The sequence below is a fragment of the Chromobacterium sp. INPA-IVC genome, assembly GCF_059047085.1.
This window is the reverse complement of sequence record NZ_JBTNLS010000007.1, coordinates 105,582-121,274: the sequence shown is the minus strand read 5'-3', so window position 1 is coordinate 121,274 and position 15,693 is coordinate 105,582. Positions and strand designations below refer to the sequence as shown.

General features: G+C 68.0%; 11 protein-coding genes. 4 read left to right on the top strand and 7 right to left on the bottom strand.

Annotation, left to right across the window (positions count from 1 at the left end):
* Window positions 1–36 precede the first annotated feature (36 nt).
* Together ACX17K_RS14265 and ACX17K_RS14260 are read left to right on the top strand one after the other, a co-directional pair.
* On the top strand, window positions 37–771 hold the full coding sequence (locus ACX17K_RS14265) for an NAD-dependent protein deacylase (protein WP_493775317.1): 735 nt from the start codon (window positions 37–39) through the stop codon (window positions 769–771).
* 73 nt (window positions 772–844) lie between these two features.
* Window positions 845–1,648, top strand: a complete 804-nt coding sequence (locus tag ACX17K_RS14260) for a mechanosensitive ion channel family protein (RefSeq protein ID WP_493775316.1) — start codon at window positions 845–847, stop codon at window positions 1,646–1,648.
* Here the strand turns inward: ACX17K_RS14260 and ACX17K_RS14255 are convergent.
* Window positions 1,645–2,262, bottom strand: a complete 618-nt coding sequence (locus ACX17K_RS14255) for a short chain dehydrogenase (protein WP_493775315.1) — start codon at window positions 2,260–2,262, stop codon at window positions 1,645–1,647. The genes ACX17K_RS14260 and ACX17K_RS14255 overlap by 4 nt on opposite strands.
* Window positions 2,263–2,356: 94 nt before the next feature.
* Between ACX17K_RS14255 and ACX17K_RS14250 the strand changes: the two genes are divergently transcribed.
* On the top strand, window positions 2,357–3,268 hold the full coding sequence (locus ACX17K_RS14250) for a LysR family transcriptional regulator (RefSeq protein WP_493775314.1): 912 nt from the start codon (window positions 2,357–2,359) through the stop codon (window positions 3,266–3,268).
* A 22-nt stretch (window positions 3,269–3,290) separates the two neighbouring features.
* Here ACX17K_RS14250 and ACX17K_RS14245 read toward each other — a convergent pair whose 3' ends face one another.
* From ACX17K_RS14245 to ACX17K_RS14235, 3 genes are all read right to left on the bottom strand, one after another.
* Window positions 3,291–5,906 carry a cytochrome c peroxidase gene (locus ACX17K_RS14245; protein ID WP_493775313.1) on the bottom strand — a complete coding sequence of 872 codons (2,616 nt, stop codon included), beginning with the start codon at window positions 5,904–5,906 and terminating at the stop codon, window positions 3,291–3,293.
* A gap of 63 nt (window positions 5,907–5,969) precedes the next feature.
* Window positions 5,970–6,533, bottom strand: a complete 564-nt coding sequence (locus ACX17K_RS14240; protein WP_493775312.1) for a hypothetical protein — start codon at window positions 6,531–6,533, stop codon at window positions 5,970–5,972.
* 132 nt (window positions 6,534–6,665) lie between these two features.
* The gene (locus ACX17K_RS14235) at window positions 6,666–10,151 is read right to left on the bottom strand and encodes an indolepyruvate ferredoxin oxidoreductase family protein (protein ID WP_493775311.1); all 3,486 of its coding nucleotides are present in this window, start codon (window positions 10,149–10,151) and stop codon (window positions 6,666–6,668) included.
* Window positions 10,152–10,514: 363 nt separating this feature from the next.
* Between ACX17K_RS14235 and rarD the strand changes: the two genes are divergently transcribed.
* Complete coding sequence (rarD, locus tag ACX17K_RS14230; protein ID WP_493775310.1) at window positions 10,515–11,426, top strand: EamA family transporter RarD; 912 nt, start codon at window positions 10,515–10,517, stop codon at window positions 11,424–11,426.
* Window positions 11,427–11,497: 71 nt separating this feature from the next.
* On the opposite strand, the gene ACX17K_RS14225 is transcribed toward rarD, so the two are convergent.
* From ACX17K_RS14225 to ACX17K_RS14215, 3 genes are read right to left on the bottom strand one after another with little or no spacing between them, the layout of a single operon-like run.
* Window positions 11,498–12,091 carry a helix-turn-helix transcriptional regulator gene (locus tag ACX17K_RS14225; protein ID WP_493775309.1) on the bottom strand — a complete coding sequence of 198 codons (594 nt, stop codon included), beginning with the start codon at window positions 12,089–12,091 and terminating at the stop codon, window positions 11,498–11,500.
* 1 nt (window position 12,092) lies between these two features.
* Window positions 12,093–13,502: an HlyD family type I secretion periplasmic adaptor subunit gene (locus tag ACX17K_RS14220; protein WP_493775308.1), complete on the bottom strand. Its 1,410-nt coding sequence runs from the start codon at window positions 13,500–13,502 to the stop codon at window positions 12,093–12,095.
* Window position 13,503: 1 nt separating this feature from the next.
* Window positions 13,504–15,672 carry a type I secretion system permease/ATPase gene (locus tag ACX17K_RS14215; RefSeq protein WP_493775307.1) on the bottom strand — a complete coding sequence of 723 codons (2,169 nt, stop codon included), beginning with the start codon at window positions 15,670–15,672 and terminating at the stop codon, window positions 13,504–13,506.
* Between the last annotated feature and the right edge of the window lie 21 nt (window positions 15,673–15,693).

Genomic DNA, 15,693 nt, shown 5'->3' with positions numbered 1-15,693 from the left:
GCCATGGGGCATGGCCCGGCGGCAAGGAAGCGGTGGATGAGCGTGACGGAAAGGCAATTGCAGTATCTGCGGCAACTGGTGGACGGCGCGCGGCGCATCGCGGTATTGACCGGCGCCGGCATGAGCACCGAATCCGGCATCCCCGACTTCCGCTCCGCCGACGGCTTGTGGTCCAGGGACATGAGCCTGGCCGACGCGGTATCGGTGGACTACTTCCGGCGCGATCCCGCCGCCTTCTGGCGGGCCTTCCGCGACATCTTCCATATCAAGCTGGTGGGCGATTACCAGCCCAATGACGGCCACCGCTTCCTCGCCGCGCTGGAAGCGGAGGGAAAGGAAGTCACCATCCTCACCCAGAACATCGACGGCCTGCACGGCCGGGCCGGCAGCCGCCGCGTGCTGGAGCTGCACGGCACGCTGCTGACCGCCAGTTGCCCCGATTGCCGCACGCCGCATCCGCTGGATTACGTGCAGCGGCATGAGCTTCCGGCCTGCCGCCGCTGCGGCGCGGCGTTGAAGCCGGACGTGGTGCTGTACGGCGAGGCGGTGCCGATGATAGACGTAGCCTTCCAGGCGGCGCTGAACGCCGAGCTGCTGCTGGTGATGGGCTCGTCCCTGGAAGTGTCGCCGGTCAACCTGATCCCGGTGGAGGCAGCGCGGGCCGGCATTCCCTGCGCGCTGATCAACTACACGCCCACCCGTTTCGACGCCTTGTTCGATCTGTGCGTCCACGCCGGCATCGGCGACACCTGCCGCCAGCTGCGTTCCTGATCCCTTTGGCATGATTCCGGGCCAGCGCCTATTTTGAGAAGGCCGCCGTTTGCGGCTTTCAAGGGGATAGGCAATGGATCGCATCAATTGGAATCACTGGCTGGACCTGGGCGCGGGTTTCGCCGGCAACATCGTCGCCGCCATTCTGCTGTGGCTGATCGGCCGCTGGCTGATCGGCCTGTCCACCCGGATGCTGGACGAGCAGCTGAGCGCGCGCCAGCTGGACCCGACGCTGCGCCGCTACGCGCATTCCTTTTTGTCGGTGACGCTGACCGTGGTGCTGGTGATCGGCATCCTCGGCTTCTTCGGCGTGCAGACCACCACTTTCGCCGCGGTGATCGCCGCTGCTGGCGTCGCCGTCGGCATGGCCTGGAGCGGTTTGCTGGCCAACTTCGCCGCCGGCATCTTCCTGGTGGTGCTGCGTCCGTTCAAGGTGGGCGACGCGGTGTCGGTGGCCGGCGTCACCGGCCAGGTGCGCGAGATCGGCCTGTTCGCCACCACGCTGGACACGGCGGACGGCGTGCAGACGCTGGTGGGCAACAACAAGATCTTTTCCGACACCATCCAGAACTACAGCGCCAACGCCGTGCGCCGCGTCGATCTGAAAGCGCAGTTGGCCAGCAGCGCCGATCACGCCCAGGCGATGAGCCTGCTGCGCGACGCGATCGGCCGCATTCCCAATGTGCTGGCCGCGCCGGCGCCGGACATCGGCCTGCTGGAATTCACCGCGCTGGGCCCGGTGCTGGCGGTGCGTCCCTATTGCGCGCCGGAGCACTACTGGCAGGTGTATTTCGACGCCAACCGCGCGATTCGCGAGACGCTGGGCGCGGCCGGCTTCCCGACGCCGGAACAGGCGATGGTGGTGCGCCAGGGTTAATCCAGCCGGCCCAGCCGGTAAGTCTGGCCGGTCTGCGCGCCCTCTATGCTCAGGCTGTAGGCGCGCGCCACCTGGCGCGCCTCCACCAGCGGCACGCCGCGGAACAGCGGACCGTATTCGGCCTCCGATTCCGCCAGCAGCAGCGGGCTGACCAGATTGATGCGCAGCCGGCGCGGCAGCTCGACCGCGGCAGCGTTGACGAAGCCCTCCAGCGCGGCGTTGGCCATGTAGACGTTGCTCAGCAGCGGCACGATGGCCTGCGGCTGCCAGGCGCCGCCCACCAGCGTGAACGAGCCGCCGTCGGCCAACTGGTCCAGCCCGCGCAGCACCAGGTTGACCTGGCCCATCAGCTTGGAGTCCAGGCCGACGCGGTAGCGCTCGGCGTTCATCTCGGCCAGCGGGCCGACGTGGCCGTTGCGGCCGCCGGTGGCCACCGCCACCGCGTCCAGCCGGGGCAGCTGTTGATACATGGCGGCGATGCTTTGCTCGTCCTCGATGTCCACGCGCATGTCGCCGTGATGGCGGCCGGCGGCGATGATTTCGTGGCGGCCGGACAGCTCGGCGGCGATGGCGCGGCCGATGTTGCCGCTGGCGCCTATCAGCAGGATTTTCATATCGTCTTCCTTGCAGCTTGAGTGGAGGAGTCGTCAGCTTAGGCGCGCGCGCGGCTTGGAAAAACCGGGCAAACGTGGAAGTATTGGAACCAATATGGAAACAATCGAACCCTCATCCGAACTGGCGCTGGTCTTCCTCGAAGTGGCGGAGGCCGGCAGCATCACCGCCGCCGCCGAGCGGCTGGCCACGTCCAAGTCGCAGGTCAGCAAGCAGCTGAGCCGGCTGGAGGCGCTATTGGGCGCGCAGCTGCTGTTTCGCAGCACCCGCAAGCTGACGCTGACCGAGGCCGGCCACGCCTATCTCGGCTACTGCCGGCGGTTGCGGACGCTGCTGCGGGAGTCGGCCGCGGCGGTGCGCGGCCTGAGCAGCGATGCGGACGGCACGGTGAGGCTGACGGTGCCGCAGATGTTCGCCGGCGCGTTCGGCGCCGAGCTATTGTTGGCTTTTCATCAACAGTATCCGCGCATCTCGGTGGAGCTGGACGTCAGCGTGGCCGAGCGCGACCTGGAGGAGGACGGCTTCGATCTGGCCATCCGCTCCAGCCGGGAGCTGCCGCCGCAGCTGGTGGCGCGCCCGTTGTTCCAGACCCGCGACTGGGTGGTGGCGGCGCCGTCGCTGCTGGCCGAACGCGGCGCGCCGGCCGAACCGGCCGATCTGGCGCGGCTGCCGTGCGTGGTGCACAGCCGCTACCACGGCGGCGGGCGCTGGCGTTTTGAGCGCGAGGGGCGCGTGGAAGAGGTGGAGGTGCCGCATTGGCTGCAGGTCAGCGATTACAGCCTGAACCGCAAGCTGGCCGAAGCCGGCGCCGGCTACGCGCGGCTGCCGGATTTCGTCGCCGAGGCCGACTTGATCGGCGGCAGGCTGGTCAGGGTGCTGGCCGGCTGGGAGACGCCGGCGCGGCCGGTCTATCTCGTCTATCCAAAGAAAACGCCGCAGCCGGCCAAGTCCCGGGCACTGATCGATTTCTGCGCCCAGTGGTTCGCCGCCAAGCCAGGCCGGGGCTGAGGGCGCCGGCCTGGCCGGGCGCTCAGCGGCGCGACAGCTCGTCCAGCCCCGCCGGCTTCAGCCGCGGCGGGCCGGACAGCGCCCGCAGGAAGGCTTGCAGCGCCTGTTTTTCCGCCTCGCCGAGGCCCAGCGGTTTGAGCAGCGGCGACGGCTTGGGTTGGGTGTATTTGTCCAGCCCGGCCGCGGCCACCTCGTTGCCGCCGTTGTTGTAGAACTCCAGCACGCCGCCGCCGTCGTCGGCGAACAGTGGCATGTCGCCGTTGTGCATATAGCCGCCGGTGTACAGCAGCTCGCGCAGGCCCGGCGTGCGGAAGGCGCCCATGTCCTCGGCGCGTCCGGTGATCGTGCCGCGGCCCCGATCCTCGCGATCGCGGCCGATGAAGTGCAGGCCCAGATTGTGGAAGCGTTGGTCGGACAGCTCCGGCCCGTTGTGGCAGTTGAGGCAGCGCGCCTTGGTGCGGAACAGCTGCAGGCCCCATAGCGCCTGGTCGCTCAAGGCCTGCGCATCGCCCTTCAGGAAGCGGTCGAAGGCGCTGTCGTGGCTGATGAGCGCGCGCTCGAAAGTGGCGAGCGCCTGCGCTAGCCGTCCGCTGTCCACCGCGGCGTCGCCAAAGGCGGCGGCGAACAGCGGCGCGTACTTCGGCGCGGCGGCGATCTTGGCCACCGCCGCGGCCAGCGGCTGGTGCATCTCCAGCGGATTGGCGATAGGCCCCAGCGCCTGCTGTTCCAGGCTGGCGGCGCGGCCGTCCCAGAACAGGCGGGCGAAGTAGCCGCTGTTGATCACCGGCGGCGCGTTGCGGCCGCCCAGTTGGCCGACGTGGCCGGAGGAGACTTCGCGCGGATCGGCCCAGCCATGCTGCGGATCGTGGCAGCTGGCGCAGGCGATGCGGTTGTTGCGCGACAGCCGCGCATCGAAGAACAGCTTCTCGCCCAGCGCCGCCTTGGCCGGCGAATAGGGATTGTCGGCCGGGAACGGCATCGCCGGCAGCAGGCCCAGATCGCGGAAGCCGTCGCGGGCGGCGGCTTCCAGCGTCGGCGCCGGCCAATCCGGCTGCGCGGCCTGGCCGGGGCGGTAGCGCAGGTAGCGCTGGCGCCAGTCGGCCAGCGTGGCGGCGTCGGGCGGCGTGTCGTCGTTGTCCGGCATCGGCGGCTTGGCCGCGCGTTTGCTGATGGCCAGCAAGGCTGCGGCGCCGGTGTCGGCGAACTGGCCGTCCGCGCGCAGGATGCGCGCCTTGCCGGCATTGTCCCGCACCCAGATCGCCTGCGTCGCGGCGGCGGTTGGGAAGGCCGCGCGGAACGCGGCGTCGCCCGCCAGGCGCAGCTGCAGCCAGCGGCTGCCGTCCACGGCATTGGGCAAGGTCCAATCGCGCTGGCCGCACCAGGCCTGGCCGTTGGCCTCGCCTAGCGCGGAAGAGATTTGTCCGGGCTGGATGTCGCGCGGGCGCGCCTGCCACAGCACCACATTGAGGAAGGCATCCGGATGTTCGCCGTCGTCGACGCAGGCGGCGGCGTCGCCCGGCTTGGCCAGCTCGCCGGCGCGGTCCACCGGGATGTAGGGCGGAATCGTCTGCGGCAGGTCTTCCGGATTGGGCGCGTCGGGCAGCGCGGGGCCGCGCACCAGCCGTATCTTGGCCGGCATGCCCAGGCTGAGGCTGACGTGGGGCAGGGTGCGGTGGGTGTCGTCGAAGGCGACGGCCAGCGAACCCCGCGCCTGGCGGCTGGTGGCGGTCCAGTAGAACGCCGGCTCGGCGTCGGGGAAGGCGTGGCGGTCGATCGCGGGCAGATTGCGTTGCGGGTCGAGCTGGCTCCAGTCGAGCAGCGTTTTCAGCTCGCGCTCGCTGGGCAGCCGCCAGTCGTCGTGGCCGCACAGCTTCTGCTGATTGACCGCGTCGACATAGGTGACGGCCAGGCAGTCTTCCTGGCCCGGCTCGCACTGGGCCGGGCGCTCGGTTTCGCGGCTGGCGCTGGCGTAATAGCTGTGCAGGCGGCTGCGCAGCCCGGATTCCGCCTTCACTTCCCAGCTGAGCCCGGTCTGGCTGTCGTCCGCGCAGCCGGCGGCATCGCCGGACGCCAGCGGGCGGCCGTCGGCGGCGTCGCGGGCTTGGAAGCGGGCGGTTTGCTTGGCGTCGAGCGCGGCCAGGCTCAGCTGCAGGTGGGCCTGCGCGTATTCGGCGCTGACCAGGCTGCGGCCGATGCCCAGCTGGTCGAGCAGGGCTTGCGCGTCGCCGATCTCGGCCAGTTTTTGCGGCTGCTGGAAGCGGGCGGCGTCGGCCGGGGCTATCTGGATGCCGTTGGCGGGGTTGTCGTCGCTGTCCAGCGTCAGCAGCAGGCGGGCGATCTTCAGCGCGGCGGGATCGCCGGCGTCTTGCGCGCCTGCCAGGCTGAGCGGCGTCAGCACCGGCGAGCCGGCGGCGGCGCCGATCTCCAGTTTGCCGATGCGGAAGGCGACGGTTTCGCCGCTCAGGTATTGGAATTCGCCGGCGGCGGTGGTTTTGCCGGCGCGGGTGGGGGTTTCGTAATCCAGGCCGCTGACGGCGCTGTCGATGAAGCGGCCGGTTTGCGGCGGCGAGGCGGCGGGGCCGCCGCCGCAGCCGGCGAGCAGCAGGGCGGAGGCGAAGGTGCGGGCGAAGCGGTGCATTGTAATGAGAATTATTTGCAAAATTCTCGATTATGCCCCGCCGCGGTCTTCCGCGGCAAACCATTACATCGCCGGCGGAAATGCCCCTTGGTCTTCGCAGTTTTCCACCTGGATGTCGTCCGGGCTGGTATTGGGCACGTAGACCTGGTTGACCGGCGACGGCGGGAAGTCGGGATCGGGCGCGCAGTCGGCGCTCTGGCCCGGGCCCACCGCCACCTGGACGCCGGCTTTCAGCTGGCAGCGCACCACGCTGTTGAGCTGGCTCCAGGCCGGGCAGATGGCGTTGGCTGCCTGGTATTGCGCGACCGGTCCCTGCGGCTGGCTGAACGACCACCAGCGGCCCAGGCGGGAGCCCGGCTTGGCGTTGTCCCACACCCGGTAGACGATGACGTCGGCGGCGGCGTCCTGGCGGTAGACCGCGCCCTCGCACAGGCCGCCCTTGCCCGGCGCGCCGACTGCCTTGGCCAGCAGCTCAGGATTCTGCGCCGCGCTCATGCCGGCCGGCGGCGGCAGCACGCCGCCGACGCAGCCGTTGGCGGACAGGCCGGGTTTGGCGGGAGGGGTGGAGCAGGCGATCAGGATCAGGCTGAACGAAGCGACGGCGGCGCGGCGCAGCAGGGCGGACATGGCGAGTCTCCAGTCGGTGGAAAAGCGGTTCGCATACTGGAAAACATAGTTGATACGCATGTCATTTTCAGCTGCGGACGGAAAAAAGGCGTCGACCGGAGTCGACGCCCAAAGCTGCGGAAACAATCGTGATCAGGCCACGGCGGCGTTGGCGGCGGGCTTGCCGGCCTGGGCCGGACCGCCTTGCAGCTCGGCCTGGCGGGTCTTGGCTTGCCGGTAGTTGGCCAGCTTGATGTGGCCGAAGCCGCGCACGCCTTCCCAGGTCTTCATCCATTCCACCGCCCGCGGCAGCGCGTCCGGCGACAGCTTGGCCAGCAGCGCCGGCAGCTCCTGCTCGAACTCGGCGATCAGTTGCCGTTCCAGCTTGCGGTCGTCCTGCCAGGCGAAGGGGTCCAGCGCGGTGCCGCGCAGGAAGCGCAGCTTGGCCAGCACCTTCATCGCCGGCATCAGCCAGGAGCCGATGGCGATCTTGCGCGGCTGGCCGCGGGTCAGCCAGGCCACGCCGATGTGGAAGCGCAGCTTGTAGTCGCCGTCGAACTGGGCGGCCACTTCGCGCTGGAACTCGCCGTCGCTGTACAGGCGCGCCACTTCGTACTCGTCCTTGTAGGCCAGCAGGTGGTGGTAGGCGCGGGCGGCGGCCAGCGTCAGCGCGGTGCTGCCTGGCTGGGCGGCTTCCTCGGCCTGGCGCACCTGTTGCACCAGCGCCTTGTAGCGCTCGGCCAGCGCGCCGTTCTGGTAGGCGGCGAGCAGGGTGGAGCGATGGTGGACCACGGCGTCCGGGGTTTCACGTGGAACGAAAGCCACCACAGCGGTCGGGCTGACCAGCGCTTCGACGCGGGCCAGGTCCTGGGCGGCGTGGCGGCCCCAGGTGAAGGCGTCCTGGTTGAACTTGACCGCGGCGCCGTTCAAGCGCACCGCTTCCATGATCGCCTCCAGCGACACCGGCACCAGGCCCTTTTGCCAGCCGTAGCCGAGCATGAACATATTGGCGGCGATGGCGTCGCCCATCAGCGCGGTGGCCAGCTTGTTGGCGTTGACTTCGCTGAAGCGGCCGGCGCCGACCGCCTCGACGATGGCGTCCTTCATCGCCTTGGCCGGGTAGCGGAGGTCCGGGTTCTTCAGGAAGCCGCTGGTCGGCGATTCGTAGCTGTTGACGATGGCGTGGCTGAAGCCGTCGCGCATCTTGGCCAGCGCCTCTTCGGCCGCCGTCACCACCAGGTCGCAGCCCAGCACCAGGTTGGCGTCGCCGGCGGCGATGCGCACCGCGTGCAGTTTGTCCTGGGAGTCGGCGATGCGCACGTGCGACCATACCGAGCCGCCCTTTTGCGCCAGGCCGGCCATGTCCAGCACCGTCACGCCCTTGTTGTCGAGGTAGGCGGCCATGCCCAGCACCTGGCCGATGGTGACCACGCCGGTGCCGCCGACGCCGGTGACCATGATGCCGAACGGCTCGTGCAGTTCCGGGATCTTCGGCATCGGCAGCGCCGGCATCTTGGCGAGGTCGGCGCTGGCGCCGGCCGGCTTCCTCAGCTTGCCGCCTTCCACGGTGACGAAGCTGGGGCAGAAGCCCTCGACACAGGAGTAGTCCTTGTTGCAGCTGGACTGGTCGATCTTGCGTTTGCGGCCCAGCGGGGTTTCCACCGGCAGCACCGACAGGCAGCCGGACTTCTTGCTGCAGTCGCCGCAGCCTTCGCACACGCGCTCGTTGATGAAGGCGCGCTTGGCCGGGTCCGGGAACTCGTTGCGCTTGCGGCGGCGGCGCTTTTCGGCGGCGCAGGTCTGATCGTGGATCAGGATGGTCACGCCCTCGATGCCGCGCAGCTCGCGCTGCACGCGGTCCAGCTCGCGGCGGTGGAATACGTCGATGCCGGGCGCCAGGCCCTGGGCGTTCTGGTACTTGTCCGGGTCGTCGCTGGTGATCACGATGCGCTTGACGCCCTCGGCCGCCAGTTGGCGGGTCATCATCGGCACGTCCAGGTAGCCGTCGACGTGCTGGCCGCCGGTCATCGCCACCGCGTCGTTGTACAGGATCTTGTAGGTGATGTTGACCTTGCCGGCCACCGCGGCGCGGATGGCCAGGATGCCGGAGTGGAAGTAGGTGCCGTCGCCCAGGTTGGTGAAGATGTGCTTGGTGGTGGTGAACGGCGCCTGGCCCAGCCAGGTGATGCCCTCGCCGCCCATCTGGGTGAAGGTTTTGGTGGTTTCCGGGCTGATCCAGTGCGCCATGTAGTGGCAGCCGATGCCGGCCACCGCGCGGCTGCCTTCCGGCAGCTTGGTCGAGGTGTTGTGCGGGCAGCCGGAGCAGTAGTGCGGCACGCGGGCGATGGATTCGCGCGGCTGCACCAGCTGCGCCTCTTTATCGTCGTAGAACTTCAGCCGGTCGTGGATCACCGGGCTGTCGAAGATCAGCGCCAGCCGGCTGGCGATGGCGCGGGCGATCATCGCCGGGGTCAGCTCGCCGGCGGCCGGGAGCAGCCAGTCGCCGTGCGGCAGCGCCCATTCGCCTTTCTCGGCGAACTTGCCCACCACGCGCGGGCGCATGTCGTCGCGCCAGTTGTACAGCTGTTCCTTCAGCTGGTATTCGATGATCTGGCGCTTTTCTTCCACCACCAGGATTTCTTCCAGGCCCTGGGCGAACTGGCGCACGCCTTCCGGCTCCAGCGGCCACACCATGCCCACCTTGAAGATGCGCAGGCCGATGTCGGCTGCTTGCGCTTCGCTGATGCCCAGGTCGTCCAGCGCCTGCATCACGTCGAGGTAGCTCTTGCCGCAGGTGATGATGCCCAGGCGCGGCTTGGGCGAATCCAGCGTGATGCGGTTGAGCTTGTTTTCGCGCGCGTAGGCCAGCGCCGCGTACAAGCGGTGGTGCAGCACGCGCTTTTCCTGCGCCAGCGGGGTGTCCGGCCAGCGGATGTTGAGGCCGTCCTCGGGCAGCGGGAAATCCTTGGGAATCTTGAATTCCAGCCGTTCCGGCGTGATGTCGACGATGGCCGAGCTCTCGACGGTGTCGGTGATCGCCTTGATCGACACCCAGCAGCCGGAATAGCGGCTCATCGCCCAGCCGTGCAGGCCCAGGTCCAGCACTTCCTGCACGCCGGACGGGCTCAAGACCGGGATCATGCTGGCGGCCAGGATGTGGTCGGACTGGTGCGGGAAGGTGGACGACTTGGCGGCGTGGTCGTCGCCGCAGACCAAGAGCACGCCGCCGTGCTTGGAGGTGCCGGCGGCGTTGCCGTGCTTGAGCACGTCGCCGGAACGGTCGACGCCCGGACCCTTGCCGTACCACAGCGAGTAGACGCCGTCGTATTTGGCGCCTTCGAAGATATTGACCTGCTGGGTGCCCCATACCGCGGTGGCGGCGAGATCTTCGTTGAGGCCGGGGTGGAACACCACGTTGTGGGCGTCCAGATGCTTCTTGGCCTTGATCATGGTCTGGTCGACATTGCCCAGCGGCGATCCCCGATAGCCGGTGACGTAGCCGGCGGTGTTGAGGCCGGCGGCGCGGTCCAGTTCCTGCTGCAGCATGGGCAGGCGCACCAGCGCCTGGATGCCTGTCATCAGAACCTGGCCGGTGGGGGCGGTGTATTTTTCTTCCAGGTCTGCGTGGCGGATTGACATGGTTTCTCCTCCTGTCGTGCTCGCTTGTGGCGATCAGCCCGCGGCTGCCTTGTGGGCGGCTGGTTCCGGGCGCTTGCTGTGCTGGCGGGCGCCGGGGACACTTTATTTTTATACCTTGTGCCCTGGGTATGCGCGGCTGTCGCAGCTTAGAGTGTTAACCCTAATGCCGCCGACTATAGTTTACGTTTACGTCAACGTCAAAGGGATCGCGACAAGGCATGTCCGGGTGCGGTTTATGTGCCAGTGCAGCAAAATATTGCTTGTTAAGTGTTTGTAAACCGACTGTATAGGTAATGATGATTTTTCCGGCGGAATAAAGCGGGTAAGCTGGATGTTGGAATATTCCGTGTCGCAGAGAATCGCATGTCTTCCTCATCTTCCGCCGGCGACAGCCGCGGCGTGCTGTACACCGTCGGCGCCTTCATCTGCTGGGGCCTGTTTCCGCTGTACTGGAAGCCGCTGCACGAGGTGCCGGCTTTGCAAATTCTGTGCCACCGCATCGTGTGGTCGGCCCTGTTCGTCGCGTTGGTGCTGACCGCGCTCAGGCAATGGGGCGACGTGCGCGCCGCCTTGCGCCAGCCGCGCCAGTTGGGCGTTTTCGCGCTGTCGTCGACGGTGCTGTCGCTGAACTGGCTGATCTACATCTGGGCGGTGAACGCCGGCCACGTGGTGGAGGGCAGCCTGGGCTACTTCATCAATCCGCTGGTCAACGTGCTGCTGGGGCGGCTGGTGCTGTCCGAGCGTCTGAGCCGGCCGCAGAAACTGGCGGTGGGGCTGGCGGCGGCCGGCGTGGCCTGGCTGACCTTCAGCGCAGGCTCGCTGCCGTGGATCGCCTTGTCGCTGGCCGCCACCTTCGGTTTTTATGGCCTGCTGCGCAAGATGGCGCCGCTGCCGTCGCTGCCGGGCCTGGCGGTGGAAACCTTCCTGATGTCGCCGCTGGCGTTGGCGGCGCTGCTGTGGTTCGAATGGAGCGGGCAGGGCGCTTTCGGCCATGTCGACGCGCTGCGCAACGGTTTGCTGATCGGCGCCGGCGTGGTGACGGCGGTGCCGCTGTTGATGTTCGCCGCCGGCGCGCGCCGGCTGAAGCTGGCCACCGTCGGCTTGATCCAGTACATCGGCCCCACTATCCAGCTGGCGCTGGGCGTGATGCTGTACAACGAGCCTTTCGGCGCCGACCGCGCGCTGGGCTTCGCGCTGATCTGGGGCGCGCTGGCGTTGTATTCGGCGGTGGGCGCGCGCGAGTTGTGGCGCGGCAGGCGCCGGCAGCCGGCTTGAGCCGCCTGGTCCATCAAAGCAAAACGGCCATCCCGAAGGATGGCCGTTTTTTTCATGCGCGACGCGCTGTTTCAGTGCGCGGGCTGGGTCAGCTTGAGCAGCAGCTGGAAACGGTCCTCGACGCCGAACTTCTGGAAGATGGCGGTGAGATGGGCCTTGACCGTGCGCTCGGTGATGTCCAGCTCGCGGGCGATCTCCTTGTTGGAGCGGCCCTGTTTGAGGATGGCGATCACCTCGGCCTCGCGGCCGGACACCCGTTCGCGCCAGCCGGCCTGCTCGGGCGGCGGCACCAGCGCGCCGAAGCGCTGGCACAGCTGCAGCAGCAGGCTGCGGCCCAGCCAGGTGCCGCCGGCTGCGACGCTGGCGGCGATCTGGCGCAGCTCGTCGGCGGCGGCGTAGGCGTGGGCGTAGCCGGACACGCCCAGCTGCAGCCAGTGCATGCCTTCGGCGTCGTTGGGCGAGGAACTGAGCGCCACCACCCGGTAGTGGCGGCACAGCGTCGGCCAGTCGGCGTCGCGCTGGCCGGCGTCCAGGCTGGCCAGATCCAGCCACAGCACGGCGTCCCGCTCCGGCGGCGGCAGGCGCGCGCAACGGCGCGCCTCCCCCAGCGCCTCCTGCCAGTAGCCGGCCAGCACCGAGCTGGCGGAGAACAGCAGGTGGACCATGTCAGCGCTCCCGCAACGCTTCGGCCTTGGCGCGCAGCACCGGCTTCAGCAGATAGGACAGAATGCTCTTCTTGCCGGTCATGATGTCCACCTGGGCCACCATGCCGGGGAAGATGGGCAGCTTTTCTTTGCCCAGCAGCGAGCCCTGGGTCTTCACCTTGACGATGTAGAAGGCATTGCCCTTCTCATCGGTGATGGTGTCGGCGCCGATCTCGGCCACGCTGCCCTCCATGCCGCCGTAGATGGTGAAGTCGTAGGCGGTGAAGCGCACCACGGCGCGCTGGCCGGGATGGAGGAAGGCGATGTCGCGCGGGGTGATCCTGGTTTCCAGCAGCAGCGAGTCGTCGATCGGCACGATCTCGATGATGTCCTTGCCCGGCTGCACCACGCCGCCGATGGTGTTGATGAACAGCCGCTTGATCTGGCCGCGCACCGGCGAGCGGATCTCGGACAGCTTCACCTTGTCGGCCAGCGCCACGCTGCCGGCGGACAGGCTGCTGGCTTTGGCCATGGTGTCCGACAACTCGGCGCTGGCGGTGTTGCGCATCGTCAGCTCCACCTCCTGGATCTTGCGCTGCGCTTCGCCGATGGCGGCCTGGATCTTGGGCATCTGGGCGGCGGCCTGGTCGCGCTCGCCGCGGAAGCGGGCGACGTCGCGCTCCAGGCGCAGCAGGTCGACGTCGGACACCGCGCCGGATTCCTTCAGCGGCCGGGTGACGGTGAGTTCCTTCATCGTCAGATCGTAGCTGGACAGGGCCTGGGCATAGCGGGCGCGCACCTCGTTCAGTTCCTGGCTGCGCTGCGCCAGCTGCTGGCGGGCGATGCCGACGCTGGCGTTCAGCTCCATCTGCTTGGAGTTGTACAGGTCCATTTCCTGCTTGGCGATCTCCGGCGCCAGCTCCAGCACCTTGGGCGGCAGCGTGAACGGCGTGCCGTTGGCCAGCGCCTTCAGCCGCGCGGTCTTGGCCTGCAAGGCCAGGTACTGCGCCTGGTTTTCCTCCAGCGAGGAGACGAAGCGGGTGTTGTCCACCTTGAGCAGCAGCTGGCCTTTCTGCACCACCTGGCCTTCCTTGACCAGGATCTGCGATACCACGCCGCCGTCCAGGCTCTGCAAGTGCTGGTTCTGGCTGGACGGAATCACCTTGCCCTCGCCGCGCGAGACTTCGTCCACCTTGGCGAAGGCCGCCCACAGGAAGGCGACGATGAACACGCCCAGCATGCTCCAGACGAAGATGCGGGGCCGGCCGGGGCTCTGCTGCAGGATCGCCCAGTCGGCGTCGGCGGCGAAGTCGTTGCGGTCGGCCAGGTCTCGGGCGGAGGCCCAGTCCATCAGTTTGTCCCAGTACGGACCGGTGCGCTCCTGACCGCGCTCCACCCAGCCGTTGACGCGTTGTTTCCAGTTCATTTCCATCTCAGACGCCCGCCTTTCCGATCTTGCCCTGTTGCAGCGCCTCGATCACCTGTTGCTTGGGACCGTCGGCGACGATGGCGCCGTGGTCGACCACGATCAGCCGGTCCACCAGGTCCAGCAGCGCGTTGTGGTGGGTGACCAGCAGCATGGTCTTGCCGGACGACGCCCGGGCCAGCGTCTGGCGGATCTGGCCTTCGCTGCTGTGGTCCATATTGCTGGTCGGCTCGTCCAAGAGCAGGATGGGCGGCGCGTTCAGCAGCGCGCGGGCGATGGTTACCGCCTTGCGCTGGCCGCCGGACAGCGATTCGCCGCGCTCGCTGATCAGCATGTCGAAGCCCTGCGGATGGCTGTTGACGAACTCGGTCAGCCCGGCCTGCTCGGCGGCGGCGGCGATACTGGCGTCGAAGGCGTGCGGCGAGCCCATGGAGATGTTCTGCCGCATGGTGCCGTAGAACAGCACCGGGTCCTGCGGCACGTAGCCGATCTGGCGGCGCAGCTCGGCCGGGTCGATCTGCTTGATGTCCATGCCGTCGATGCGGATCGCGCCCTCGGTCGGCTGGTACAGGCCGAGGATCATCTTCTGGATGGTGGTCTTGCCGGAGCCGACGCGGCCGATGATGGCCACGCGCTCGCCGGCGCGGATCTTGAACGACACCTCGCGCAGCGCCACCATCGGATTGTTCGGATAGTTGAACGACACGTTGCGGAACTCGATCTCGCCCTTGAAGCTGGTGCGGTGGAAGAAGGCGGCGTCCTTCTCGCGCTCCACCGGCATCTTCATGAAGCCGTCCAGCGAGGCTAGCGAGGTCTTGGCGTTGTGGTACTGGGTCAGCAGGCTGACCACCTGGCTCAGCGGCGCCATCGCGCGGCTGGACAGCATCACCGCGGCGATCACGCCGCCCATGGACACGTTGCCGGCCATGATCTCGTACACGCCCAGCACCAGCATGGCGATCGACAGCAGCTGCTGGATGAAGCCGGCGAAGTTCATGGTGGAGGCGGCCAGGATCTTCAGCCGCGAGCCGACCTGGGCCAGGAACAGCGTGGCCTGCTCCCATTTGCCCTGCAGCACGCCCTCGGCGGCCAGCACCTTGACGGTTTCCAGCCCGGACAGGCTTTCCACCAGGTAGGCGTTGCGCTGCGAGCTGGCGCGCAGCGTGGTCTCGGTCAGCGCCTGCATCCGCTCCTGCACCAGCAGGGCGAAAGCCAGCATGATGAAGATGGCGATCACCATCGGCACCGCCATCAGCGGCGAAATCCACAGGATGGCCACCAGGAAGATCAGCACGAAGGGCACGTCGATCAGCGCGGTGATCGACGCCGAGGCGATGAAGTCGCGCACGGTTTCGAAGGCGCGCAGATTGGCGGCGAACGCGCCGACCGAGGCCGGCCGCGCCTCCATCCGGATGCCCAGCACCCGCTCCATGATCAGCGCCGACAGCGCGACGTCGACCCGCTTGCTGGCCAGGTCTATCAAATAGCCGCGGGTCAGCTTGAGCAGGAAATCGAACACCAGCACCAGCGCGGCGCCTATCGCCAGCACCCACAGCGTTTCCAGCGCCATGTTCGGCACCACGCGGTCGTAGACCGCCATCGACACGATGGGCATCGCCAGCGCGAAGACATTGATCAGGAAGGCGGCCATCAGCGCGTCGCGGTACAGCGACTTGCTGCCGTAGATGGTGCGCCAGAACCAGTGGCGCGCGCGGATCTCGGCCAGCTCCGGCGCGCGCTTCTCGTACTGGAAGCGCGGCTTCACCAGGATGGCGATGCCTTCGAAGCTGTGGTCCAGATCTTCCAGCGGAATCTCGACGACGGCGTCCGGCAGCTCGGACATGCTGAGGAAGGCGACGCCGTCGCGGATCTCGCGCAGGATGCCGGCGGTGTTGTTCTCCAGCAGCAGCACGGCGGGTAGCAGTTGCTGGCGCAGGCTGGACAGCGGCTGGCGCACCACGCGAGTGGACAGGCCGATGCGGCGCGCCGAGCGCGCGAACATCGACGGCGACAGCCGGTTGTCCACCAGCGGAATGCCGGCCACCAGCGATTCGCGGGTGGCGGTGATGCCGTAGCCGCGGGCCAGCGAGAACAGGCAGTCGAGAAGAGGGTCGAGATGGGTCGCTTGCTCGCTCAGCGGCTGCGCGGTTTCAGGATTGGATATTTCGGAAGCCATGCTTCCACTCCCATGGATATT